General features: G+C 61.6%; 20 protein-coding genes and 2 pseudogenes. 5 read left to right on the top strand and 17 right to left on the bottom strand.

The window, feature by feature from the left end; translation table 11 throughout:
* Window positions 1-180: 180 nt before the first annotated feature.
* Window positions 181-2,811, bottom strand: a complete 2,631-nt coding sequence (ppc, locus tag HNO86_RS00945) for a phosphoenolpyruvate carboxylase (RefSeq protein WP_175375152.1) — start codon at window positions 2,809-2,811, stop codon at window positions 181-183.
* A gap of 200 nt (window positions 2,812-3,011) precedes the next feature.
* On the opposite strand from ppc, the gene HNO86_RS00950 reads away from it, so the two are divergent.
* The 4 genes from HNO86_RS00950 to HNO86_RS00965 all read left to right on the top strand — a co-directional run bounded on the left by HNO86_RS00950 (window position 3,012) and on the right by HNO86_RS00965 (window position 6,507).
* Window positions 3,012-3,356 carry a pilin assembly protein gene (locus HNO86_RS00950; protein ID WP_175375153.1) on the top strand — a complete coding sequence of 115 codons (345 nt, stop codon included), beginning with the start codon at window positions 3,012-3,014 and terminating at the stop codon, window positions 3,354-3,356.
* A gap of 293 nt (window positions 3,357-3,649) precedes the next feature.
* Window positions 3,650-4,063 carry a DUF4398 domain-containing protein gene (locus HNO86_RS00955; protein WP_175375154.1) on the top strand — a complete coding sequence of 138 codons (414 nt, stop codon included), beginning with the start codon at window positions 3,650-3,652 and terminating at the stop codon, window positions 4,061-4,063.
* A 43-nt stretch (window positions 4,064-4,106) separates the two neighbouring features.
* The gene (locus HNO86_RS00960; protein WP_175375155.1) at window positions 4,107-4,913 is read left to right on the top strand and encodes an OmpA family protein; all 807 of its coding nucleotides are present in this window, start codon (window positions 4,107-4,109) and stop codon (window positions 4,911-4,913) included.
* Window positions 4,914-5,082: 169 nt separating this feature from the next.
* Complete coding sequence (locus tag HNO86_RS00965; protein ID WP_175375156.1) at window positions 5,083-6,507, top strand: transposase; 1,425 nt, start codon at window positions 5,083-5,085, stop codon at window positions 6,505-6,507.
* Between the two features lie 104 nt (window positions 6,508-6,611).
* Here HNO86_RS00965 and HNO86_RS00970 read toward each other — a convergent pair whose 3' ends face one another.
* The 16 genes and pseudogenes from HNO86_RS00970 to HNO86_RS01040 all read right to left on the bottom strand — a co-directional run bounded on the left by HNO86_RS00970 (window position 6,612) and on the right by HNO86_RS01040 (window position 23,085).
* Entirely contained in the window at window positions 6,612-6,941 is a 330-nt protein-coding gene (locus HNO86_RS00970) for a hypothetical protein (protein ID WP_175375157.1), read from the bottom strand.
* The gene (locus tag HNO86_RS00975; RefSeq protein ID WP_175375158.1) at window positions 6,938-7,852 is read right to left on the bottom strand and encodes an alpha/beta hydrolase; all 915 of its coding nucleotides are present in this window, start codon (window positions 7,850-7,852) and stop codon (window positions 6,938-6,940) included. Before HNO86_RS00975 ends, HNO86_RS00970 begins: the two co-directional genes overlap by 4 nt.
* A gap of 145 nt (window positions 7,853-7,997) precedes the next feature.
* Complete coding sequence (locus HNO86_RS00980; RefSeq protein WP_175375159.1) at window positions 7,998-9,275, bottom strand: flavohemoglobin expression-modulating QEGLA motif protein; 1,278 nt, start codon at window positions 9,273-9,275, stop codon at window positions 7,998-8,000.
* 27 nt (window positions 9,276-9,302) lie between these two features.
* Window positions 9,303-9,857 carry a hypothetical protein gene (locus tag HNO86_RS00985; RefSeq protein ID WP_175375160.1) on the bottom strand — a complete coding sequence of 185 codons (555 nt, stop codon included), beginning with the start codon at window positions 9,855-9,857 and terminating at the stop codon, window positions 9,303-9,305.
* A 67-nt stretch (window positions 9,858-9,924) separates the two neighbouring features.
* On the bottom strand, window positions 9,925-10,641 hold the full coding sequence (locus tag HNO86_RS00990) for a TetR family transcriptional regulator (RefSeq protein ID WP_175375161.1): 717 nt from the start codon (window positions 10,639-10,641) through the stop codon (window positions 9,925-9,927).
* 106 nt (window positions 10,642-10,747) lie between these two features.
* On the bottom strand, window positions 10,748-12,250 hold the full coding sequence (gene lysS, locus HNO86_RS00995) for a lysine--tRNA ligase (RefSeq protein WP_175375162.1): 1,503 nt from the start codon (window positions 12,248-12,250) through the stop codon (window positions 10,748-10,750).
* 113 nt (window positions 12,251-12,363) lie between these two features.
* Window positions 12,364-13,459 (bottom strand): peptide chain release factor 2 gene (prfB, locus tag HNO86_RS01000; protein WP_175375163.1). Its coding sequence is split into 2 segments (ribosomal slippage): window positions 12,364-13,386 and window positions 13,388-13,459, totalling 1,095 coding nucleotides; the frame shifts between segments, so codons are not numbered across the junction.
* A gap of 242 nt (window positions 13,460-13,701) precedes the next feature.
* The gene (locus HNO86_RS01005; protein ID WP_175375164.1) at window positions 13,702-14,703 is read right to left on the bottom strand and encodes a PleD family two-component system response regulator; all 1,002 of its coding nucleotides are present in this window, start codon (window positions 14,701-14,703) and stop codon (window positions 13,702-13,704) included.
* Between the two features lie 48 nt (window positions 14,704-14,751).
* The gene (locus tag HNO86_RS01010; protein ID WP_175375165.1) at window positions 14,752-15,762 is read right to left on the bottom strand and encodes a chemotaxis-specific protein-glutamate methyltransferase CheB; all 1,011 of its coding nucleotides are present in this window, start codon (window positions 15,760-15,762) and stop codon (window positions 14,752-14,754) included.
* A complete protein-coding gene (locus HNO86_RS01015) occupies window positions 15,759-18,068 on the bottom strand; it encodes a hybrid sensor histidine kinase/response regulator (RefSeq protein WP_175375166.1) in 2,310 nt (769 codons plus the stop codon). The genes HNO86_RS01010 and HNO86_RS01015 overlap by 4 nt, the downstream gene beginning before the upstream one ends.
* Window positions 18,065-18,751, bottom strand: coding sequence for a chemotaxis protein CheW (locus HNO86_RS01020; protein WP_175375167.1), 687 nt, complete (start codon window positions 18,749-18,751; stop codon window positions 18,065-18,067). Before HNO86_RS01020 ends, HNO86_RS01015 begins: the two co-directional genes overlap by 4 nt.
* The gene (locus tag HNO86_RS01025; RefSeq protein WP_175375168.1) at window positions 18,748-20,043 is read right to left on the bottom strand and encodes a protein-glutamate O-methyltransferase CheR; all 1,296 of its coding nucleotides are present in this window, start codon (window positions 20,041-20,043) and stop codon (window positions 18,748-18,750) included. Before HNO86_RS01025 ends, HNO86_RS01020 begins: the two co-directional genes overlap by 4 nt.
* A complete protein-coding gene (locus HNO86_RS01030; RefSeq protein ID WP_175375169.1) occupies window positions 20,040-20,576 on the bottom strand; it encodes a chemotaxis protein CheW in 537 nt (178 codons plus the stop codon). Before HNO86_RS01030 ends, HNO86_RS01025 begins: the two co-directional genes overlap by 4 nt.
* Window positions 20,576-21,754, bottom strand: a pseudogene (locus HNO86_RS01035) (methyl-accepting chemotaxis protein); the annotation flags it as partial. The gene HNO86_RS01030 and the pseudogene HNO86_RS01035, both read right to left, overlap by 1 nt.
* Window positions 21,731-22,138 (bottom strand): annotated as a pseudogene (locus tag HNO86_RS30505) (MCP four helix bundle domain-containing protein); the annotation flags it as partial. The pseudogenes HNO86_RS01035 and HNO86_RS30505, both read right to left, overlap by 24 nt.
* A 266-nt stretch (window positions 22,139-22,404) precedes the next feature.
* The gene (locus HNO86_RS01040; RefSeq protein WP_175375171.1) at window positions 22,405-23,085 is read right to left on the bottom strand and encodes a tellurite resistance TerB family protein; all 681 of its coding nucleotides are present in this window, start codon (window positions 23,083-23,085) and stop codon (window positions 22,405-22,407) included.
* Window positions 23,086-23,293: 208 nt separating this feature from the next.
* On the opposite strand from HNO86_RS01040, the gene HNO86_RS01045 reads away from it, so the two are divergent.
* A complete protein-coding gene (locus HNO86_RS01045) occupies window positions 23,294-24,208 on the top strand; it encodes a LysR family transcriptional regulator (protein WP_020799666.1) in 915 nt (304 codons plus the stop codon).
* Window positions 24,209-24,221: the final 13 nt, after the last annotated feature.

Consider the following 24,221-nt stretch of genomic DNA (forward strand, 5'->3'; position numbering starts at 1 on the left):
ACAGCAGGCTGCGCCCACACAAGCCGCCAAAAGTCGGAGAAACCGCTGCCTGCTGCGACGTTTTGGCGCGGTTCTCCCCGTCGCAACCCCATCATTAACTGTCGCCTGGCCGTACTTTTTCAACGGCCATCGATCGGCATCCCGCGCACGCGCCGGATGCCTGTCCCCACCGCGAAAACCTTAGCCGGTATTACGCAAACCGGCGGCAATTCCCGCCACAGACACCAGCAACGCTTGCTCCACCGGGCTGCCCTGCGCCACTTCCTGTTGCCGGGAACGCGCCAGCAATTCGGCCTGCAATAGATGAAGCGGGTCCAGGTAGGTGTTGCGCAAGCGGATGAATTCGAGGGTGTCTGGGCTATGTGCCAGTAGCTGGGACTGACCGGTCATCCCCAGAACGATCGCGCACGCCTGCGACAATAAGTCGCGTAAGTGCGCGCCCAACGGCAACAGGTCCGGCTCGACCAGACGCTCGTCGTAGGACTGGGCGATTTCCGCGTCGGCCTTGGCCAGTACCATCTCCAGCATATCGATGCGGGTCCGGAAGAACGGCCACTGCTCGCGCATCTGCCCCAGCAGCTCGCCCTCGCCGCGCTCCAGCGCCTTGCTCAGCGCCGCTTCCCAGCCGAGCCAGGCCGGCAGCATCAGGCGGGTCTGGGTCCAGCCGAAAATCCACGGAATCGCCCGCAGGCTTTCGATACCGCCGGCGCGACGCTTGGCCGGGCGACTGCCCAACGGCAGGCGACCGAGCTCCTGCTCCGGCGTGGATTGGCGGAAATACTCGACGAATTGCGGGTTTTCCCGGACCACGGCGCGATACGCACTGACGCCGTCGGCGGCCAGTTCATCCATCAAATGCCGCCACTCGGGCGTCGGTGGTGGCGGCGGCAGTAAGGTCGCCTCCAGTACCGCGGCCAGATACAGGTTGAGGTTCTGTTCGGCGATGTCCGGCAGGCCGAATTTGAAACGAATCATTTCCCCCTGCTCGGTGGTGCGGAAACGTCCGGCCACCGATCCCGGTGGCTGCGACAGGATCGCCGCGTGGGCCGGGCCGCCGCCGCGACCCACTGTGCCGCCGCGACCGTGGAACAACAACAGCTCCACCTGTTGCTCGCGACAGATGTCCACCAGACGTTCCTGCGCCCGATACTGCGCCCAGGCCGCCGCGGTAGTGCCGGCGTCCTTGGCCGAATCGGAGTAGCCGATCATCACTTCCTGCGGCCCTTGCAGGCGCGCGCGATAGCCCGGCAGCAGCAACAGTTTTTCGATCACGGGCCCTGCGTTGTCCAGGTCAGCCAGGGTTTCGAAGAGCGGCACCACGCGCATCGGCCGCAACACGCCGGACTCCTTGAGCAGCAGTTGCACTGCCAGCACATCGGAGGCGGCACCGGCCATGGAGATCACGTAGGAACCAAGCGAAGCCGCGGGCGCGGCGGCGATTTCCCGGCAGGTCGCCAGGACTTCGGCAGTGTCGGCGGACGGTTTGTAGTGGGCAGGCAACAGCGGGCGACGGTTGTTCAGTTCCTGGGTGAGGAATGCGATGCGCTCTTCTTCGCTCCAGTCCTCATAACGACCCAGGCCCAGGTAGTCGGTGATTTCGGTCATGGCCGCGCAGTGGCGTGTCGAATCCTGACGCACGTCCAGACGCACCAGGAACAGACCGAAGGTGACGGCCCGGCGCAGGCAGTCGAGCAACGGGCCATCGGCAATCACGCCCATGCCGCACTCATGCAGCGAGTGGTAGCACAGCTCCAGCGGATCGAGCAGATCTCGGTTGTCCTGCAGCACATCGGCGGTGGCAGCCACGGGCGAGGTCAACGCGCTGTGCGCCCAGTTGCGCGTGGCCCGCAGGCGCTCGCGCAGTTGCTTGAGCACCGCGCGGTAAGGCTCGGCACTCTCCCCCGCCTTGGCCTTCAGCGCCTCGCTGGCCTGCTGCATCGACAGGTCGGCGGCGAGTTGATCGACATCGCGCAAGTACAGGTCGGCTGCCATCCAGCGCGCCAGTAACAGCACTTCGCGGGTGACGGGAGCGGTGACGTTGGGGTTGCCGTCGCGGTCGCCGCCCATCCACGAGGCGAAGCGAATCGGCGCCGATTCCAGCGGCAGGCGCAGGCCGGTGGCGGCGTGCAGGGCCTGATCGGCCTTGCGCATGTAATTGGGGATCGCGTGCCACAGCGAATGTTCGATCACCGCGAAACCCCATTTGGCTTCGTCGACCGGCGTCGGGCGGGTGCGGCGGATTTCTTCGGTGTGCCAGGCTTCGGCGATCAGACGCTGCAAGGTCGACTTGATCTGCTCGCGCTCGGCAGTGGTCAGGTCGCGATGGTCCTGGGCCGCCAGTTGCGCGGCGATGGCGTCGTATTTCTGGATCAGCGTGCGGCGGGCGACTTCGGTGGGGTGCGCGGTGAGCACCAGTTCGATTTCCAGGCGCCCCAACTGTCGGGCCAGGGATTCGGCACTGTGGCCTTCGGCGCGCAGACGGGTGAGCAGTTCAGGCAACACCCGGCATTCGAACGGTGCCGGCTGCGACTCGTCGCGACGATGAATCAACTGATACTGCTCGGCGATGTTGGCCAGGTTGAGGAACTGGTTGAACGCCCGCGCCACCGGCAGCAATTCGTCTTCGGTCAACTGGTTGAGGCTGGCGCTCAGTTCGGCGTCCATGGAGCCGCGACGGTCCGCCTTGGCCCCCTTGCGAATCTGCTCGATCTTGTCGAGGAAACTGTCCCCGTACTGGTCACGAATGGTGTTGCCCAACAATTCACCCAGTAGGTGAACGTCCTCGCGCAAGCGTGCATCAATATCGGTCATCAGCAGTTCTCCAGCAAAGAATCCGGGCGGCCAAGAGCCCAAGAGTGCCGCTCCGGCCCGCTTCTTACAACCCAGACGACGAAGGGACTTCAAACCTTCAATGTGCAAGCTAGGCTGAACAATAGGCCGTACAACGGCTTTCGCCGGCCAATGCCGGTACTCACCCGACCTGCCACGAGCAGGCGCGACATGAGGTCATTATGAAAATCCGCGAGCTTGTCCATCACTGGGAAGAAAACGCCAAGGGTCGCCTGACCGACACCGGCTACTCGATTCATCTGGACGTGGAAGCGGCCGCCAGGCTGGCGGCGATCATCGAAATGTATCCCAAGCGGCAACCCGAAGAATTGCTCGGCGAACTGATCGGCGCCGCACTGGAAGAACTGGAAAAAAGCTTTCCCTATGTGAAGGGCTCGACCGTGGTTGCGACCGATGAGGAAGGCGACCCGCTGTACGAAGACATCGGCCCCACCCCGCGTTTCCTGGCGCTGTCGCGTCGGCATTTGCACGATATGTCCACGGGTAACGACAAGCAGAAACACTGATTTCCCGCACTCACCGCCCCTGTAGGAGCTGCCGAAGGCTGCGATCTTTTGATTCTGCTTTTAAAAGCAAGATCAACAGATCGCAGCCTTCGGCAGCTCCTACAGGGGAGCAAAAACCCGCATTCAAGCCTCGCCCGGTTTTCAGGTAGCAGGCAATTTCTCTGAACTTTTAAAAATCCCCTTCGGTCAACCCAGTAACCACGCCTGGGACGGCCGTTTCAAAACGCCCCCGAAAACGAAGGTTGCGGCTCCTTGCCCAGGATGGATTTTTCAGTTGTTCAGGAGTTAGCCCAATGGAGTTGAAAACCATGAAAACCCGCACAGGCAAATCCTCATCCACCCCGCTGCACGGCCTGAAAATGGCTGCCCTGGCCATTGGCGGCAGCCTTGTGCTGGCCGGTTGTGCCGGCAATCCACCCACCGAACAGTTCGCCGTGACCGAATCGGCGGTCAACAGCGCGGTCAGCGCGGGCGGTACTGAATTCGCCGCCGTGGAAATGAAGGCGGCTCAGGACAAGCTCAAACAAGCCGAAATCGCCATGCACGACAAGAAATACGACCAGGCCAGAACCCTCGCCGAACAGGCTGAGTGGGATGCTCGCGTGGCCGAACGCAAGGCCCAGGCGATGAAAGCCAAACAGACTGTGAAGGACTCTCGCCAAGGGGTGCAGGAACTGCGTCAGGAAAGCCAGCGCACCGTTCAGTAACGGCGCGCTTGACGTACTTCTAATCGACTAAAAGGACGAAGCCATGATTTCCAAAAGCATCAATTCCAAACACTTGATGATCCCCGCCCTGCTGGCCGCGAGTATTGCGTTGGCCGCGTGCTCGACGCCACCGAACCCCAGCCTTGAGCAGGCCCGCACCAACTACAGCGCCCTGCAAGCCGATCCGCAAGCGAGCAAAGTCGCGGCACTGGAAACCAAGGACGCCAGCGACTACCTGGATAAGGCCGACAAGGCGTATCTGGATAAAGAAGACGCGGCAAAGGTCGACCAACTGGCGTACCTGACCAACCAGCGCGTCGAAGTGGCGAAACAGACCATCGCCCTGCGCACCGCCGAGGCCCAACTGAAAGACGCTTCCGCGCAACGGGCTCAGGCGCGCCTGGATGCTCGTGACCAGCAGATCAAACAGTTGCAGGACAGCCTCAACGCCAAGCAGACCGATCGCGGGACGCTGGTGACTTTCGGTGACGTGCTGTTCGCCACCGACAGGGCCGACCTGAAATCCAATGGTCTGACGAACATCAGCACGCTGGCGCAATATCTCCAGCAGAACCCGGACCGCAAGGTGATCGTCGAGGGTTACACCGACAGCACCGGTACGGCGTCTCACAACCAGTCGCTATCGGAACGTCGCGCGGGCTCCGTGCGCATGGCGCTGGTGAAGATGGGCGTTGATCCTTCGCGCATCGTCGCTCAGGGGTATGGCAAAGAGTATCCGGTGGCGGATAACACCAGCGTCTCTGGTCGGGCGCAGAACCGTCGGGTGGAGGTGACTATTTCCAACGATAACCAGCCCGTGATACCGCGTTCGGCGGTGAGTGCCAAATAACCCTGGCGCTGCAACTTGAAAGCCCTGCCTGATTTGATCGGGCAGGGCTTTTATTTGAGGAGGACAAAACCGTTCGTCGCGACCTGTCATTTCTGTCAGTAGTCGTAGCGAATCACTCGGCGCAACACTTGAGCTCCAATCCCAATGATGGGCACCCAGGAGCGTAACCATGCGAGCGCGGACCATTCTGACAACACTATGTGCGGCAATAGCCTTGGCAGGTTGCGTAAAACCGCCATCGACTCCTTCACCCGGGAGTGATTTCGGGTATGACGAGTGGGATTCGATACCCAATGATGTTCCATTGCCTAAACCAGGAGTCAATCAGCGTCCGGTAGTGGGAACCAAAAAGCTTCTGGTCACCGTCACCCATTGGCAAGACGGAGATGGCCTGAACTTTCCGTTGATCAAAAAACATACGGTATCCAACGATCCCGATGCACTGCCAGCTTATATTTCGGCAGCCTCGCACGGAAAGCTGACACTAACCGGGCAGATTATCGAACATACATCCGGACCGCGCCCGGAGTTATGCAAAGAAGGCTCTCCGATGCCAATATCCCTGGCAACGGCAGAGGGCGCGAAGTCTGCGCTGGCTCAGGGACTTAATCCAAACGACTACGATTACCTCATCAACGTCATTGATTGCGGGGGGAACGCTTCTGCTTACGTACCTGGAAGAGTCATGGGTGTATATGGGCAAGCGGGTGGCCCTCATGTTTACAAACATGAGTTCGGACACAACCTTGGCTACAATCACGCAAGCACGTACACGCAATGCGCTACCGCAAGCAATGTGGTATCCGCTCCGGGTTCGTGCCAGACAACCAGTTATGGCGATACCGGAGATTCAGTATCGGGCGGAGGCACTCTATATCCCGCGAACAACCGCTGGTACAGCGGCTGGCTGGACAATTCTCAAGCGGCGGTTATTGAGAGAAGTGGGCTTTATCGCTTAACAAAGCTTGGCAATGAGGGACCACAGCTTTACCTCATCAATCGACCAGGGCTTACCCCTTCTCAAGTAGCCTTGGAGTATCGCAAACCCACCCCTTTTGATAATTTCCCTCCCTCCGATAATAGAGTGAAGGGTGTTTGGGTCAGGTACACCACTATGGGAGGATCGCTTTTAAACACCCAACTTGATGCCACCCCTCAAACGGCGACGACAGCAGATCCGACACTCCTACCCGGGAAGGTTTTTAGTGATTTAGCGGCAGGTGTGACAGTAGAAGTATGTAGTGCAACCGACACCGGAGCGACAGTAGCGGTCACAATCAATAATCAATTGCAGAGGAAGTGTCCGACTCTCCCGCCTGCAGTACCGGGAGTGACAAACCCACCGGCCTCTGTAAAGCAATACAACCCTGTAAAAGTTGCCGGTAGTGCGATCCCAGGAGCACTCGTTAACATCAACTACAAACGCTCTGCGGATACAGAGTGGGTGAGCACAACCACCATCGCTGGAGCCGACGGAACCTGGGAAAAATCACTCCCGTATCTATCACCGCAGCAGTACCACCTTTCAGTCAGTCAAAAGCTGGACGATAAGACCTCGCTCCCGAACACTCGCATCGTGGAGGTTGTCCACTAATTACGGGGCTCACGTCAAAAATGCTTCAAAGCAAAAGCCCCGCTTGATCCGATCAGAAGCGGGGCTTTGTTTTTCGCTTTCCACTGGGGCAAAGGCTGAAGTAATTATTGCTCAAGCTTCTGCGGCGTCTCCTGCCCCATGCAACGCACCGCCTTCTTGCGGTCGTTGACCAGCACGCCGGTCAGGCCTTTCTGTTCGGTGTCGAACAGCACCAGCACGCCATCGATGCACTGCGCGACTTGCGCGGCCGGCTCCAGGGAGACGCGGTAGTCTTCGCCCGGCACGGTCTTGAGCATGGTGAATTCGTTGAGCAGCAACGCATCCTCAGGCTTGGCGAAGTGCAGGTAGCCGTACCACCACAGGGCGCCCACGGTGCCGAGGATGCTGCAGATACCGGTGATGATCAGCGGGATGGCGTTACGTTCTTCACTCATTGCGGACTCTCTGGTGGTTCATCTTCAGAATGTTCGGGGGCCGGGTAATTGGGAATCTCACCCAGGCGGCGCAGGCCGTTGAAATGCTGCGGGTCGTCAAGAAATCGCAGCATGACCTTGCGCCAGACCGGGTCGGCGAACGTCTGCACGTGCCCGCCCCGGGTCAGTTGCAGGACGCGCGGCGGCGGCGCAGCTTGATACAGTCGGATGCCGTTGGAAAGGGGCACGATCGGATCGTCGATGCTGTGGTAGATCAGTTTCGGCATGCCGTTGAGCTGCGCCATGGAGTTGATCGCGCTGTCGCCGTCCGGCACCAGCCAGGACAACGGCACCTGGAACGCCCACAACAACCATGAATGACTCAACGCAAACTGGCCGACGCTGCGGTAGCTGGCGGGCACGCCGTCGAGCACGATAGCCTTGAGCTGTGTCTGCCGCTCGGGGTGTTGCACCAGATAGTGCACCGCCATCGAACCGCCAAGGCTTTGGCCGAGCAGGATCAGCGGCTTGCCCTTGACCTCGGGCGCCTCGTCCAGCCATTTGAAGGCCGCGTCGATGTCCTGATAGATCTCCGGCAACTCAGGCTTGCCTTCGGACAGCCCGTATCCGCGATAGTCCACCAGCAGCACCTGATAGCCCTGCTCCGGCAACCAGTAACTGCCCCCCAGGTGCATCGGCAGGTTGCCGCCGTTACCGTGCAGGTGCAGCACCGTGCCTTTGACTTCGACACCCTTTTTCGCCGGTAGCCACCAGCCATGCAACTTGAGGTTGTCGGCGGTGATGAGGGTCACGTCACGGTATTCGAGGTGGGCTTTTTCCGGGGTGAACAACTGGCCAGGTTCTGGGTAAAACAGGAACGAGCTGCAACCGCTCAGGGTCAGGAGGAGGCAGATTATGCCGAGGATTCTCATCCGTTGAAACCTCGCAAAGCATGATTGGAATGCGGACCAATGTGGGAGCGGGCTTGCTCGCGAAAGCGGTGTATCAGACAACAGAGATGTTGAATGTTAGTCCGCATTCGCGGGCAAGCCCGCTCCCACAGAGGGAATGCATGAATCACAAAATGTTGGAGTAATCCGCCTCGATCCGGTCCAGGCTCAAATGGTTGAGGAAGTTGGAGAAGCACATCCAGGCCGACAACGCATTCATGTCGCGGAACTGGTCCGGCAGATACTTGGGCGGCACCACCAACCCCTCGTCCACCAACTGGCGCAGGGTACGCATGTCCTCCAGCGTCGTCTTGCCGCAGAACAGCAGCGGAATCTGCTCCAGCTTGCCTTTACGCACGGCCAGCTGAATGTAGTTGTAAATCATGATGAAGCCCTTGAGGTAGGACAAGTCTTTGGTAAAGGGCAGACCTGTCGGCGTCGAGCCGCGGAACACGCGACTGGCGTTGCTGTAGCTTTCGGGCATTTCGAAGCCTTGTTCGCGGAAGAATTCGAACACCTGCAGGAAGTCTGCGCCCTCCTCCACCATGTGAATCGCGCGGGTGCGGTTGGTCAGTTTGCGCAGGCGGCTCGGGTAGGAAGCGAAGGTGATGATTTCCATCAGGATCGCCAGACCTTCCTGAGTCACTGTCGATGAGGGCGGACCCTTGGCGAGGAAGGTGCAGATCGGCTGGTTCAGGCCGTTGAGGGTGGTGCCGACGTGCACCAGCCCTTCGTGGACTTCCAGGGCGCGCACATCGCGCTGGTTGAACATCGCATCGGTGCGGATCTTGATGTAATCGGCGCCGGCCGCCGCATCGGCGACAATCCCGTCCGACTCGAACACCCGAATGGTTTCCTCTGCCTCGCCGAACACCTTGTTCAAGCGATGCTGCAGCATCTCGACCGCATCCTTGGCGGTCATCGTTTTCGGCTCGTCTTTCAGATCGCCACGACCGTCGATGTTGTTCAGGTATTCGGACAGCATCATGCCCAGGTCGGACAGCGTCGGATCGCCGGCATGGAACGCGTCGGAGGCGGCGCCATACAGCTCCTGGGATATCAGGCCGAAATCCTCGGTGCCACGCGCTTCGAGCATGCGCACCACCATCCGGTATTCCTTGCACATGCGGCGCATGATCTGGCCGACCGGATTGAACTGGCCGAGTTGGCGGGTGATGTCGCGCTCGATGTTCTGGAACTCCAGCTTCACTTTGCTGGAATCGAACGACAGCGGTCGGTTGAGGTAGTAGTCGCGATCCACCGCCGGCATTTCCTTGCCCTTGGCCTTGAGGAAACCCTTGCGGATGCTGTCGTCCCACTTGACCGCATCGAGGACACGGATCGGCGTCTGCGCCAGCACAATGCGATCGGACAAAACGCGTATCGACTGCTGGTAATCGTCCACCGGAAACTCCTGAAGAAAACGTGAAGGTTATTTGGCCTTGGCCTGGCGCTGGTAGCGTACCGCTTCGACGAACACATCGGAATTGGCCGGGTCATCAAGATAGGCGGACACTTGGTCAATGTGGCTGTCGATCAACACCCCATCGCCGTCGTCGGTCTGAAAGCCTTCGCCGTTCAAAGCCTTCTGCTGCAACGCCTGCCTGATCTGTTCAAGGTCGAGGTTGTAGACCACCAGTTCGCGTTTATCAGTGATTTCGAACCCGGCAATGGTGTAGTGGCCGCCGAACTGCGCCGGTACCTTCGCCGACAGATACCAGCGGTTGCCGTGGCGCGAAACGGTGAAGGGATAAGCTTCGCGTTCCCGGGGCCTGGCGCGGAAGTAGCTGACGGCCTGATAGCGGTTCTCGCCGACGCGGGTCAGTTCCAGATTGACCGGCTCACCCCAGGCATTGGTGCTGGTCCATTTGCCGAGCAACCCCTTGGGCGCAGGCTCGCTCGTGGGCAGTGGCTCCTTGAAAGTCACCAGACAGCCACTGAGCAGCAGCAACGACAAGGCGATCACGACGACGCGCCAGGCTTTCATTCAACACTCCCTTGATGACTCGACGCTGCACCTGTAGCAGCTGCCGAAGGCTGCTACAGGGAACCGATTAAACCGAAGCCAGTACCAGATGCATATAACGCTTGAGTATGCCGAGCATTTCCTCTTCATCCGCCGGCTCGGCGTCGTTGAGCAGCCCCTGATACTCCATCCGACCGATTATAGCCGTCAACACTTTGGCATCCTGCTGAGGCTCACGGGAACCCAGAACCTGGAACAGCTGGCAGGAGCCCTGCAGCAGAATCTGCTGATGGGAACGCACCAGTTGCGCCAGGCGCGGGTTGAGCAGCGCTTCCTGGCGGAAGGCCTGTTCGGCCATCAAATGCTCGCGACGGGTCACCAGTTGGCGATGCACGTAGTCGGTCATCAGCCGCGCCAGCTCGTCCGCCAGGTGCTTGCGCGCCTCGGGGCTGCCGTCGCCGCTGGCGATCAGCTCGTGCAACAGGCCCTGGTTGTTGATCCACAGCTTGGCCATGTACGCCGCGCTGCGCTCCACGTATTGGGCGAAGGTATCGGTGAGCAGGTCATCGATGTCCTTGAAGTAGTAAGTGGTCGCCGACAGCGGCACATTGGCCTCGGCGGCCACTGCCCGGTGACGCACGGCTCGCACGCCATCGCGCACGACAATACGCATCGCCGCATCGAGAATATCCTGCCGACGCTGCTCACTGCCCTGCCGGCTGGCCTTGCGCCCCTGATACTGGACACTTTCAGCAACCGCAGTGGCGATATCCGCTGCACCTTCTTCAGCCATTGCACGGTTCACGACGGGATTTCCTCTCTCTCTACTTCAAAATTAACTATTTGATACGTTTGTACCAGACAGGCAATAAAAAACCGCCTGTCGGAGGCGGTTTTTTAATTTGACCCAATTACGCTTGCGGACGCATGTGCGGGAACAGGATCACGTCGCGGATCGACGGTGAGTTGGTCAGCAACATCACCAGACGGTCGATGCCGATACCTTCACCCGCCGTTGGCGGCATGCCGTACTCCAGCGCGCGAACGAAGTCGGCGTCGTAGTGCATGGCTTCGTCGTCACCGGCGTCCTTGTCGGCCACCTGCGCCATGAAACGCTCGGCCTGGTCTTCCGCGTCGTTCAACTCGGAGTAGGCGTTGGCGATTTCACGGCCACCGATGAACAGCTCGAAACGGTCGGTGACGTTCGGGTTGTCGTCGTTGCGACGCGCCAGCGGCGACACTTCGAACGGGTACTGGGTAATGAAGTGCGGCTGCTCCAGCTTGTGCTCGACCAGCTCTTCGAAAATCATCACCTGCAGCTTGCCCAGGCCTTCGAAGCCCAGCACCTTGGCACCGGCTTTCTTGGCGATCTCGCGAGCCTTGTCGATGTCGTTCAGGTCATCGGCGGTCAGCTCAGGGTTGTACTTGAGGATCGAGTCGAACACCGACAGGCGCGCGAACGGCTCGCCGAAGTGGAAGACCTTGTCGCCGTACGGCACGTCGGTGCTGCCCAGAACCAGCTGCGCCAGCTCGCGGAACAGTTCTTCGGTCAGGTCCATGTTGTCTTCGTAGTCGGCGTAAGCCTGGTAGAACTCCAACATGGTGAATTCAGGGTTGTGACGAGTCGAAACGCCTTCGTTACGGAAGTTGCGGTTGATCTCGAACACTTTCTCGAAGCCGCCAACCACCAGGCGCTTCAGATACAGCTCAGGCGCGATACGCAGGAACATTTCCATGTCCAGAGCGTTGTGGTGGGTTTCGAACGGCTTGGCTGCCGCGCCGCCCGGGATGGTCTGCAGCATCGGCGTTTCCACTTCCAGGAAGTCACGCTTCATCAGGAAGCTGCGGATGTGGGCGATGACTTGCGAACGCACGCGGAAGGTCTGGCGCACGTCTTCGTTGACGATCAGGTCAACGTAACGCTGACGGTAGCGCTGTTCGGTGTCGGTCAGGCCGTGGTGCTTGTCCGGCAGCGGGCGCAGGGATTTGGTCAGCAGGCGCACGCTGGTCATTTCCACGTACAGGTCGCCCTTGCCGGAACGGGCCAGGGTACCAACGGCTGCAATGATGTCGCCCATGTCCCAGGTTTTCACCGCGGCCAGGGTGTCTTCGGACAGGGTCTTGCGGTTGACGTAGACCTGGATGCGACCGGTCATGTCCTGGATCACCATGAACGAGCCACGGTTGAGCATGATGCGACCGGCAACCTTGACCGGGATTGCAGCCTCTGCCAGCTCTTCCTTGGTCTTGTCCGCGTACTGTTTCTGCAAGGCATCGCAGTAGTTTTCGCGGCGGAAGTCGTTCGGGAAGGCGTTGCCCTTGGCGCGCTCGGCAGCAAGCTTTTCCTTGCGCAGGGCGATCAGGGAGTTTTCTTCCTGTTGCAGGGCTTGCGGGTCGAGTTCTAGGTCGCTCATGTCTTTAAAAATTCCATCACAGGTTCGTTGCCCCCGACCTTCGGCCGGGGATCGCGGGCAAGCCCGCTCCCACAAGGGATCGCAGTGTGTCAGCCGATCCCGAGTTGCATCTCTTACAGCCCGGACTTCAGGCTGGCTTCCAGGTATTCGTCGATATCGCCGTCGAGCACCTTGTCGCAGTCGCTGCGTTCGATGTTGGTACGCAGATCCTTGATCCGCGAGGCATCGAGCACGTACGAACGGATCTGGTGGCCCCAGCCGATATCGGACTTGCTGTCTTCCAGCGCCTGGGAAGCGGCGTTGCGCTTCTGCATTTCCTGCTCGTACAACCTGGCCCGCAGCATTTTCATGGCGGTGTCCTTGTTGGCGTGCTGGGAACGTTCGTTCTGGCAGCTGACCACGGTGTTGGTCGGTACGTGGGTGATACGTACGGCCGAGTCGGTGGTGTTTACGTGTTGACCACCGGCACCGGAGGAGCGGTAGGTGTCGATACGCAGGTCCGCCGGGTTGATCTCGATTTCCACCTTGTCATCGATCTCTGGCGAGACGAATACCGCGCAGAAGGAGGTGTGGCGACGGTTGCCGGAGTCGAACGGGCTCTTGCGCACCAGACGGTGCACGCCGATCTCGGTACGCAGCCAGCCAAAGGCGTATTCGCCCTTGATGTGCACGGTGGCGCCCTTGATCCCGGCGACTTCACCGGCCGACAGTTCCATGATGGTCGCGTCGAAGCCGCGTTTGTCGGCCCAGCGCAGGTACATGCGCAGCAGGATGTTGGCCCAGTCCTGGGCTTCGGTACCGCCGGAACCGGCCTGGATGTCCAGGTAGGCGTTGTTCGGGTCCATCTCGCCGCTGAACATGCGACGGAATTCCAGCTTGGCGAGGTTCTCCTCCAGGCGGGCCAGTTCAGCGACTACATCGCTGACGGCGCCTTCGTCGTTCTCTTCGACGGCCATGTCCAGCAGGTCGCGGCAATCGGCCAGACCGCCGGACAACTCGTCCAGGGTCTCGACGATCTGCGCCAGCGCAGAGCGCTCGCGGCCCAGCTCCTGGGCGTATTCAGGCTTGTTCCAGACACTCGGATCTTCAAGCTCGCGGTTGACCTCGGTCAGACGCTCATGCTTTTGATCGTAGTCAAAGATACCCCCGAATGGTTTCGGAGCGCTCGGACAGGTCCTTGATAGTGTTCAGGATCGGGTTGATTTCCATGGCGGGCAGCACTCGTAGGCGAACTTTTGAAAGCCGGCGAGTATAACGGCAAACGGCCGCCAACGGCAGTCCGCTTGGTCGAAAACGCCATCACCGCATTCGATCTTCGCAACGACGCAAATCAATTGTGATGAGGGGATTTATCCCCGTTGGGCTGCGAAGCGGCCCCAAAAAGAGGGAACTGCTGCGCAGTCCAACGGGGATAAATCCCCTCACCATAGGTTATTTTCAGGGCAGATGATTCAGCCGATCCCCACCTGATTACGCCCATTATGCTTGGCCAGGTACAACCCCTTGTCCGCCGCCGAGATCAGTTCGCGGCAGTTGGTGCCGGCTTTCGGGGTGACAGTGGCAAGGCCGATGCTGATGGTCAGGCTGGAGCCTTCGCTCGGGGAGATGTGCGGGATTTTCAGGGCTTCGACGGTCATGCGCAGTTTTTCCGCCACCAGCCGCGCGCCGCCTTGTGAGGTGTTGGGCAGTACCAGGGCGAATTCTTCGCCGCCGTAACGGGCCGGCAGGTCGGACGGCCGGGCACTGGCGTCGCGGATGGCCGCGGCGACCTTGCGCAGGGCTTCGTCGCCTTCCAGGTGGCCGAAGGTGTCGTTGTAGGTCTTGAAGTAGTCCACGTCGATCATCAGCAGCGACAGCTGGCTCTGTTCGCGCAGGGAGCGGCGCCATTCCAGTTCCATGTACTCGTCGAAGTGCCGGCGGTTGGACAGCCCGGTCAGGCCGTCGGAGTTCATCAGGCGTTGCAGCACCAGGTTGGTGTCTAGCAGCTGCTGCTGGCTGACCCGCAGCGCGCGGTAGGCGGCGTCGCGCTGCAGCAGGGTCATGTAGGAACGCGAGTGATAGCGGATGCGCGCCACCAGTTCGATGTTGTCCGGCAGCTTGACCAGGTAATCGTTGGCCCCCGCCGCGAACGCCGCGCTCTTGATCAGCGGGTCCTCCTTGGTCGACAGGACGATGATCGGGATGTCCTTGGTGGCTGGGTGATTACGGTACTCGCGCACCAGGCTCAGGCCGTCAAGGCCCGGCATGACCAGATCCTGCAGGATCACCGTCGGCTTGATCCGCACCGCATGTGCGATGGCCTGGTGCGGGTCGGCGCAGAAGTGGAAGTCGATGTTTTCTTCGTTCGACAAGCCGCGCCGAACGGCCTCGCCGATCATCGCCTGATCGTCCACCAACAGCACCATGGCGGCATTTTCGTCAGTCTTGAAGTCGTCGAGTTGTAATTCAGTCATGTGCGTTCACCTGAAAACTGCCTGGGCCAGGATTGCTGCTTATAGTAGTCATTTTGGAAAGATCTCCAGCAATCGTGGCGCTATCTTCTCCAGCGGGCGGATCTCGACGGCGGCATCGATGGCCGCGGCCGCCTTGGGCATGCCATACACCGCACTGCTGCTCTGGTCCTGTGCGATGGTCAGGTAACCTTGCTGGCGCAGGAGTTTAAGCCCCTGCGCGCCATCTCGTCCCATGCCGGTGAGCAAAACACCGACCGCGTCACCGTTCCAGTAGCTGGCCACGCTCTCGAAAAACACGTCGATCGAAGGCCGATAGATTTCGTTGACCGGCTCGGCGGTGTACGCCAGCGTGCCGTTCTTCAACAAGCGAATGTGGTGGTTGGTGCCCGCCAGCAGCACCGTGCCGCTTTGCGGTGGTTCGCCTTCCTGGGCCAGGCGCACGTCCAGACCGCTGGCGCTGGCCAGCCATTCGGCCATACCGGCGGCGAACACTTGATCCACATGCTGGACCAGTACGATGGCCGGGGAGAAATTGCGCGGCAGGCCCTTGAGCAGGACTTCCAGGGCGGCCGGCCCACCGGCGGAGGAGCCGATGGCGATCAGGCTCTGGCGCGAGCCGGAACTGCGTGAAGGGCCAGAAACCGGACGCTCGCGATGGCTCTTGTCACCGATCAGCCAGCCGATGTTCAGGATCTTGCGCAACAACGGCGCCGCCGCGTCCTGGGCATTGCCCGCGCCGAGGGCCGGGGTATCGACCACATCCAGCGCGCCGTGGCCCATGGCTTCGAACACCCGGTGCACGTTCTGCTGGCGATCCACGGTGACGATGACGATAGCGCAGGGGGTTTCGGCCATGATCCGCCGGGTCGCTTCCACGCCGTCCATCACCGGCATGATCAGGTCCATCAAAATCAGGTCAGGGGTTTGTTCGGCGCACTTCTGCACCGCTTCCCTGCCGTTGCCGGCCACCCAGATCACCTGGTGCGCCGGCTCGAACGCCAGCGCCCGGCGCAGGGCCTCCACCGCCATGGGCATATCGTTGACGATTGCTATCTTCACGCCCTCGCTCCTCCTATGAGCTCATCGACTGCATCGAGCAAGGCGTCATCATGGAAACTGGCCTTGGCTAGATAATAGTCGGCTCCGGCATCCAGTCCACGACGCCGGTCTTCCTCACGATCCTTGTAGGACACCACCATCACAGGCAGCGATTGCAGGCGATTGTCGCGACGCAGCAACGACACCAGTTCGATGCCGTCCATGCGTGGCATGTCGATGTCGGTGATCAGCAGATCGAACGCTTCGGAGCGCAGCGCGTTCCAGCCATCCATGCCGTCCACCGCCACCGCCACGTCGTAGCCGCGATTGAGCAGCAGCTTGCGTTGCAGTTCGCGCACGGTCAGGGAATCGTCCACCACCAGAATCCGCTTGCGCGCGGCTTCGGCGGCCTGATTGCCCTGGCGGGCGATGCGCTCCAGGCGCCCGGTGTTGAGCAGTTTGTCCACCGAACGCAGCATGTCTTCGACGTCGACGATCAACACCACCGAACCGTCGTCGAGCAGGGCCCCGGCGGAAATGTCCTGGACCTTGCCCAGACGCTCATCCAGCGGCAGCACCACCAGGGTTCGCTCGCCGATAAAGCGCTCGACCGCGACCCCGTAAGCCGTATCGCGCTCGCGAATGACCACCACCTTCAGGGTCTGCTGGTTGCTCTGGCTCGCCGGACGATGCAGCAATTGGCTGGCAGCAACCAGACCGACATGCCGGCCTTCATGCCAGAAATGTTGGCGGCCTTCGACCTGCACAATGTCCGAAGGCTCCAGATCGCACATGCGTTCGATGTGGGCCAGCGGGAAGGCGTAGGCCTCGCCACCGACCTCGACCACCAGACTGCGCACCACCGATAGGGTCAGCGGCACTTCAAGATGGAAACGACTGCCCTCGCCCGCCGTCTGCTCCAGCTCCACCGCGCCACGCAACTGGCGAACCATGTGCTGCACCGCGTCCAGGCCGACACCGCGCCCGGACACTTCGGTGACCGTCTCGCGCAGGCTGAAACCCGGCAGAAACAGGAAGGTCAGCAGCTCTTCCTCGCTCAACTGCGCGGCGGTTTCCGGCGGCGACAATTGGCGCTCGACCACACTGCGGCGGACCTTTTCCAGGTCGACACCGTTGCCGTCATCGCTGAGCTCCAGCACCAGCAGACCGGCTTGATGGGAAGCGCGCAGGCGAATCAGGCCTTCTTCCGGCTTGCCGGCCAGCAGCCGTTGCTCCGGGGTCTCGATGCCGTGATCCACCGCGTTGCGCAGCAAGTGGGTCAGCGGGGCTTCGAGCTTTTCCAGCACATCGCGGTCGACCTGGGTTTTCTCGCCCTCGATCTCCAGCCGCACCTGTTTGCCAAGGCTGCGACCCAGATCGCGGACCATGCGCACCTGGCCGGTCAGCACATCGGCGAACGGCCGCATGCGGCAGGCCAGTGCGGTGTCGTAGAGCACCTGCGCGCGCTGGCTGGCTTGCCAGGCGAATTCATCGAGTTCGGCGTTTTTCTCCGCCAGCAATTGCTGGGATTCGGCCAGCAGGCGTCGCGCATCATCGAGGGCTTCCTGAGCTTCGAGACTCAGGGCCTGGTCCTTGAGATGGGTATTGAGATTTTCCAGCGCCCGCAGGCTGTTGTTCTGCATGCGCTTGAGGCGCTGCATGGTGGCCAGGTGCGGCTTGAGGCGCAGGGTTTCCACCAGGGACTTGCTCGACAGATCGAGCAGGCTGTTCAGGCGCTCGGCGGTGACCCGCAGCACGCGCTCGCCGTTTTCGGTGGTGCGCTTCTTTTTCGGTGTGGATACGGATTCGGCAGGTGCAGGCTCAACGACCGGGGCGGGTGCCTCGATCGGGACCGCTCGCTGTTCAACCGTCGGCGCTTCGAGTTGCAGCTGCGCCATGATCGGTGCAGCCGGCGGCGTGGCTGGAACGAGCGCAGCCGCCGGATCGAGCAGGCGCGCCATCAAGGCCACATAGGCCTCGATGTCCGCAGGCTGTGGCGCAGTGGCCGGCGTGGCGATGCGCATCAGCAGGTCGGTGCCTTGCAGCAAGGCATCGATATGTTCGGGACGCAGGTACAGCCGCCCTTCCTGGGCGCTGACCAGGCAATCTTCCATGACGTGCGCGACACTCACGCCCGCGTCGATGCCGACGATCCGCGCCGCACCCTTGAGCGAGTGCGCAGCGCGCATGCACGATTCGAGTTGGTCGGCCTGGGTCGGGTCGCGCTCCAGGGCCAGCAGCCCTGCGCTCAGCACCTGGGTCTGGGCTTCGGCCTCCAGGCCGAACAGCTCCAGCAAAGAGGCGTCGCGCATTTGTTCGGGGGTCATGTGAGGCTCCGGGTCACGGCGGACAGCAGCTGTTCTTCATCCAGCCAGCGCAGGCTGCGACCCCTGAATTGCAATACGCCACGGGTGTATTTGGCGTCGGCATGAGTACCGGAGCGCGACGCCGCGTCGAGCAGGCGTTCGTCGATGGCGTGAATGCCGTCCACTTCGTCCACCGGCACCACCACAGGCCCGCCGTGGGCGGCGATGATCAGCATGCGCGGCATGACCCGCGCGCCGGGCGCTGCCCCTCCGCCACCACTCTCCAGCCCCAGCAACTCGGACAGCGACAGGCACGCCACCAGCGCCCCACGCACGTTGGCCACCCCGAGCAAAGCCCGGGAACGCTGGTGCGGCAGCGAGTGAATGGCCTGCTGCGGCGCCACTTCCACCAGGCTGCGGGTCGCCAGGCCCAGCCATTCTTCGCCCAGACGAAACATCAGCAGCGAACGGGTCTTGACCTCTTCTTCGACCGTATCGGCAACCTGTACGCGATCTTCCTGCTGCAACGCATAACGATCCAGCAGGCGCGTCGCCGCGGCCGAATACACCGAGCAATTGCGGCAATGAATGTGATCGACCAGCAGCGGGCAGGACTTGTCGCCATGGATGCCGATGCGGTTCCAGCAATCGTCGATGGCCTGGGCATCTTCACGGGTGACGCTAAAGGTGTCGGCGGCAATCATCGTTTACGCTCACTGTCGGCGGCGCGCTCGCTGCGGGCGGCGCGGTCCTGCAATCGTCTGGCACCGACGCTGTCGCCCTGGGCCTGCAGCAGGGCTGCCAGGTGCATCAATGCGTCGGGGTGTTGCGGTTCCAAGTACAACGCCTTGCGGTAAAAGCCTTGGGCTTCGGGCACATTGCCGCCCACGTCGCTGAGCAGTCCCAGCCAGTAGAACACCTGGGCCACCGGCTCGTGGTTGCGCAGGTAGCGCTCGCACGCGGCACGGGCCTCGGCGCTTTTGCCTTCGTTGGCCAATTCGGCAATGTTTGCCAGCAATGCCGCGGTATCGGCGCTGCCGGGCTTTTCTGAAGCCGCAGGACGAGCCATGGGTTGCCCAACGCTGGCGAACGGACGCCGGGGAACCGGCGGCGGCGCGAAATGCCGCGCCGGTTGCCGTGCAGGCTGCGCAATGGGTACAGGTGCAGGAACGAAGACGGGCAGCGGTTCCACCTGCGCCGCACTCTGGCGACTGAAGGCAAAGGACTGCGGGATACCGATCGAACGCATGCCCAGCCGCCCCAGCAGGCTGCCTTCGGCAGGACCGATGAACAGCACGCCCTCGACATGGGTCAGGCGCTTGAGCACTTCGAACACCTGCTTCTGCGTCGCCAGGTCGAAATAGATCAGCAGATTGCGGCAGAACACGAAATCGAAGGGCGGCTCGTTGGCCAGCAAAGTGGGATCGAGCACATTGCCCACCTGTAACCGCACCTGATCCAGCACCCGGCTACTCAGGCGATAACCGTCACGATCGGCGGTGAAATAGCGGTCGCGATAGGCGATGTCCTCGCCCCGAAAGGAATTCTTGCCGTACACCGCCCGCCGGGCCTTTTCCACCGACAAGGGGCTTACGTCCATGCCCTCGACCTTGAACTGGTGCGGCTTGAACCCGGCATCCAGCAGAGCCATGGCAATCGAGTACGGCTCTTCGCCGGTGGAACACGGCAGGCTGAGAATCCGCAGGGCTCGCAGGTTGTTGATTTCGGTCAGGCGTCGGGCGGCCAGTTTCGCCAGGGTGGCGAAGGATTCGGGGTAACGGAAAAACCAGGTTTCCGGAACGATCACCGCTTCGATCAGCGCCTGCTGTTCATCACTTGAACCGTTCAGGATTCGCCAGTACTCATCGGCCGTCTGCGCATTGGACGCGGTGCTGCGCTGGCGCACCGCACGCTCGATGATCGCCGGGCCCACGGAGGTCACGTCGAGACCGATGCGCTCCTTGAGGAAATCGAAAAAGCGCTGATCGCTGTTCATGACCGTTCCTCAAGCAACGCGAGGTCCAGGGGCGGCGACGGGAACAGCAGCGCGCGAACTCGCTCATCCAGCAGGTCGGCGACCCGTACCCATTGCAGCAAGCCCAGTTCGTCGTTGCGCACCGGGCCCAAATAAGGCGCCTGGGGATTGTCCAGGCCATAGGGCTGAAAATCCGCGGGGTCGCAGCGAAGGGTGTCGGTGGCCTGTTCGAGGATCAGCCCGAGCAGTTGTGCCGGCGCGCTTTCATCCACCCGGTAATGCACCAGCACCAGCCGCGTGCTGGTCCGCGCCTGGGCAGGCGCACCGAAGGTCAGTGCACTGAGGTCGATCACCGGTACCACCGCGCCGCGCCAGGCGAACACCCCCGCTACCCAATGAGGCGCGCGGGCGATCGGCTTCAGGGGCACCCGAGGCAGCACTTCCGCTACTTCGGTTGCACGCAGGGCATAGCGCTCGCTGCCGATGCGAAACACCAGAAACAGCACGTGCGCCGGTTGTTTCAGCGCACTGCGTTTGGCGGCCAGTTCGCTCATCAGACTTTGAATCGCGAGACGCCGCCGCGCAGCCCGACGGCCACCTGGCTCAGCTCATCGATGGCAAAACTGGCCTGCCGCAGGGATTCGACGGTCTGGCTGCTGGCATCACCCAACTGCACCAGCGCGTGGTTGATCTGCTCGGCGCCGGTGGCCTGGGCCTGCATGCCTTCGTTGACCATCAACACCCGCGGCGCCAGCGCCTGGACCTGATGGATGATCTGCGACAGCTGCTCGCCGACCTGCTGCACCTCCGACATGCCTCGGCGCACTTCCTCGGAAAACTTGTCCATGCCCATCACGCCGGCGGAGACCGCCGACTGGATCTCACGCACCATCTGTTCGATGTCATAGGTAGCGACGGCGGTCTGGTCCGCCAGACGCCGCACTTCGGTGGCCACCACGGCAAAACCGCGACCGTACTCACCGGCCTTCTCGGCCTCGATGGCGGCGTTGAGCGACAACAGGTTGGTCTGGTCGGCGACCTTGACGATGGTCACCACCACCTGGTTGATATTGCCGGCCTTCTCGTTGAGGATCGCCAGTTTGGCGTTGACCAGATCGGCCGCGCCCATCACCGAGTGCATGGTTTCTTCCATGCGCGCCAGGCCTTGCTGCCCGGAGCCGGCCGCCACCGACGCCTGATCGGCGGCGGTGGAAACCTCGGTCATGGTGCGTACCAGATCCCGCGAAGTGGCCGCGATTTCCCGGGACGTCGCGCCGATTTCGGTGGTGGTGGCGGCGGTTTCGGTGGCGGTGGCCTGCTGTTGCTTGGAGGTCGCGGCGATCTCGGTGACCGAGGTGGTGACCTGTACCGACGAGCGCTGGGCCTGGGACACCAGGGAGGTCAGCTCGGTCATCATGTCGTTGAAGCCGGTTTCCACGGCGCCGAATTCGTCCTTGCGCTCCAGGTTCAGGCGGCGGCTCAGATCACCGGTGCGCATCACTTCAAGAATCTGCACGATACGATTCATCGGCGCCATGATCGCGCGCATCAGCAACAGGCCGCACAGGCCGGCGGCCAGCACGGCGATCAGCAGGGAAATGCCCATGATGGTTTTGGCGGTGAGCACCGCGTCGTCGATGGCGGCAATGTCCTTGTCGGCCACGGTTTTGTTGTGGCTCAGGATTTCACTGAGTTTCGCGCGTCCTTTGGTCCAGGCCGGGGTCAGTTCATCGTTGAACATCTTGAGAGCGTCGGCTTCCTGGTTGCGCTTGTGCAAATCAATCACGGCCGCGAGGATGCGGTGATATTGATCATGGGCCTGCTGGAATGCAGCGTATTCGGTCCGGTCCTGTTCGTCGGTGATCGTCTCGCGATAGAGCGCCATCTGCTCCAGCAAACGGGCGGCATAGGCATCGAAGTCCGCAGTGTCCTTGGCGCTGAAACCCCGTCCTTCCTCAAGGCCAAGCATGGCCTGGATACGCAGGTAGCTGTCGGACCAGGCACCGCGGATCATCGAGCTGTAATACAACCCCGGCAGCGCATCCTCACGCACGCTGGCCTCACTGCTTTCGATCTTCAACAGCCGCGAATACGAGACGACCACCATCAGCAGCATGATGGCGATGATGACTGCAAAACTCGCCAAAATGCGTTGGCGCAACGTCCAGTTCTTCACAGGCTGTCCTCGGGTTGTTTCGGAATTATTTCGAAATGCGGGGAGTATAGCCGAGGGCGGTGTTTCATTAATAAGACGGTTGAGGGGGAATCAGGCAGAAAGGGGTGGTGGAATGGTCAATGCGGCATAAGTGCCATGCAGGTCTCTAATGCCGTAACGTAACCTGTAGCAGCTGGCGAAGCCTGCTGCTACAAGGATCGTGGAAATCAGGTAGATGCCTGCCGCACCTGCCGCTCCAGTTCGACCTTCAACCCCGGCTCGAGCCTGAGCTGGCGCGCCAGTTCATCGAGGTAGGACTTCTCCATGAAGCTCTCCTCATCCACCAGCATCACGCTGGCGATGTACATCTCGGCGGCCATTTCCGGGGTGCTGGCGGCGCGGGCGACGTCGCTGGGGTCCAGGGGCTTGTTGAGTTCGGCGTGCAGCCAGTGGCGCAGCTCCTGATCGTTGTCGAGCTTGATGAACTCGCCTTCGATCAGCTCGCGCTCACGCTCGTCGATGTGGCCGTCTGCCTTCGCCGCTGCCACCAGCGCCTTGAGAATCGCCTGGCTGTGCTGCTCGGCTTGCGCGGCGGGCAGGCGGTCGAGGGTCTGCGGTTCGGTTTTCGGAGCCGTGCCCTGCTGGGCCTGCCAATTGCCATAGGCCTTGTAGGCCAGCACGCCTAACGCGGCGAGACCGCCATAAACCGCGACCTTGCCGCCGACCTTGCGCGCCTTCTTGCTGCCCAGCAGCAACCCCATCGCGCCCGCCGCCAGCGCGCCGCCACCTGCGCCGGAGAGCAGGCTGCCCAGGCCGTTGGAGCCCTTGCTCGGCGTACTGCCAGACTTGTTCTGCAAAAGCTCCTGACCCGACTTCAACAATTGATCGAGCAATCCACGGGTGTTCATGTTCGCCTCCGTAACAGGGTGTACCCGGCTGATAAGGCTCCCAGCCTAGATCGAAAGTGCCCTGCGCCCATCGCCAGAGTTGCGACCAAATGTTGCCCACTTGCAGCTTGCAGCTTGCAGCTTGCAGCTCGAAGCTTATAGCTGCCCTTCGACAAAACCGATATACACTCGAGCAAATCTATAAAAACCGCCCACCGGGTACCCTTCCATGATGACCTTGCGTCAGATCCGACATTTCATCGCCGTGGCCGAGACCGGCTCGATCTCCGCCGCCGCGCAAACCGCGTTCATTTCCCAATCGACCCTGACCCTGGCGATCCAGCAACTGGAACAGGAAATCGGCGTCGGCCTGTTCAATCGCCACGCCAAGGGCATGACCCTGACCCACCAGGGCCATCAGTTCCTGCGTCAGGCGCACCTGATCCTCGCCACCGTCGACAACGCCAAACGCAGCCTGCAACAGAGCACCGATCAGGTGGCCGGGCAATTGATCGTCGGTGTGACCAGCCTGGTGGCCGGTTACTACCTGGCGGATCTGCTCACCCGCTTCCAGCGCGCCTACCCCAATGTCGAGATCCGCGTGATGGAGGACGAACGCCCTTACATCGAGCATTTGCTGGTCAGCGGCGAGATCGATGTCGGTGTGCTGATCCTGTCCAACCTCGAAGACCGGCACGCCTTGCAGACCGAGGTACTGACCCACTCGCCCCACCGGCTGTGGCTGCCGGCCCAGCACCCGCTACTTGAACACGACAGCATCAACCTCGCCGATGTGGCGCGCGAGCCACTGATTCAACTGAACGTCGATGAAATGGACCGCAACGCCCAGCGCATGTGGACGGCGGCGTCCCTGCAACCGCGCATCACCTTGCGCACCGCCTCCACCGAAGCGGTGCGAAGCCTGGTGGCCGCCGGGCTCGGCGTGTCGATCCAGCCCGACATGACCTACCGCCCGTGGTCACTGGAGGGCGACATCATTGAAGCGCGGCCTATCGCCGACCTGAGTCAGACCCTGGATGTGGGCCTGGCCTGGCGTCGCGGCACCGCCCGCCCTGCCCTTGTCGACCCGTTCCTGACCGTGGCGCGCGAGCAACCCCATGGCGGGCGCAAGCCATCTATTTAATCGAACGCCACCT

It is taken from the genome of Pseudomonas sp. C1C7 (assembly GCF_013359595.1).
GTDB lineage: Bacteria > Pseudomonadota > Gammaproteobacteria > Pseudomonadales > Pseudomonadaceae > Aquipseudomonas.

Bases quoted from the DNA above. Each gene is read 5' to 3' on its own strand.
- HNO86_RS01045 (WP_020799666.1), top strand. From the start codon at position 23,294: ATGATGACCTTGCGTCAGATCCGACATTTCATCGCCGTGGCCGAGACC.
- HNO86_RS00970 (WP_175375157.1), bottom strand. From the start codon at position 6,941: ATGAGTGAAGAACGTAACGCCATCCCGCTGATCATCACCGGTATCTGC.
- HNO86_RS00965 (WP_175375156.1), top strand. From the start codon at position 5,083: ATGCGAGCGCGGACCATTCTGACAACACTATGTGCGGCAATAGCCTTG.
- HNO86_RS00975 (WP_175375158.1), bottom strand. From the start codon at position 7,852: ATGAGAATCCTCGGCATAATCTGCCTCCTCCTGACCCTGAGCGGTTGC.
- lysS (WP_175375162.1), bottom strand. From the start codon at position 12,250: ATGAGCGACCTAGAACTCGACCCGCAAGCCCTGCAACAGGAAGAAAAC.
- ppc (WP_175375152.1), bottom strand. From the start codon at position 2,811: ATGACCGATATTGATGCACGCTTGCGCGAGGACGTTCACCTACTGGGT.
- HNO86_RS00960 (WP_175375155.1), top strand. From the start codon at position 4,107: ATGATTTCCAAAAGCATCAATTCCAAACACTTGATGATCCCCGCCCTG.
- HNO86_RS01005 (WP_175375164.1), bottom strand. From the start codon at position 14,703: ATGACTGAATTACAACTCGACGACTTCAAGACTGACGAAAATGCCGCC.
- HNO86_RS00985 (WP_175375160.1), bottom strand. From the start codon at position 9,857: ATGAAAGCCTGGCGCGTCGTCGTGATCGCCTTGTCGTTGCTGCTGCTC.
- HNO86_RS01025 (WP_175375168.1), bottom strand. From the start codon at position 20,043: ATGAACAGCGATCAGCGCTTTTTCGATTTCCTCAAGGAGCGCATCGGT.
- HNO86_RS01015 (WP_175375166.1), bottom strand. From the start codon at position 18,068: ATGACCCCCGAACAAATGCGCGACGCCTCTTTGCTGGAGCTGTTCGGC.
- HNO86_RS01020 (WP_175375167.1), bottom strand. From the start codon at position 18,751: ATGATTGCCGCCGACACCTTTAGCGTCACCCGTGAAGATGCCCAGGCC.
- HNO86_RS01030 (WP_175375169.1), bottom strand. From the start codon at position 20,576: ATGAGCGAACTGGCCGCCAAACGCAGTGCGCTGAAACAACCGGCGCAC.
- HNO86_RS00950 (WP_175375153.1), top strand. From the start codon at position 3,012: ATGAAAATCCGCGAGCTTGTCCATCACTGGGAAGAAAACGCCAAGGGT.
- HNO86_RS01040 (WP_175375171.1), bottom strand. From the start codon at position 23,085: ATGAACACCCGTGGATTGCTCGATCAATTGTTGAAGTCGGGTCAGGAG.
- HNO86_RS00955 (WP_175375154.1), top strand. From the start codon at position 3,650: ATGGAGTTGAAAACCATGAAAACCCGCACAGGCAAATCCTCATCCACC.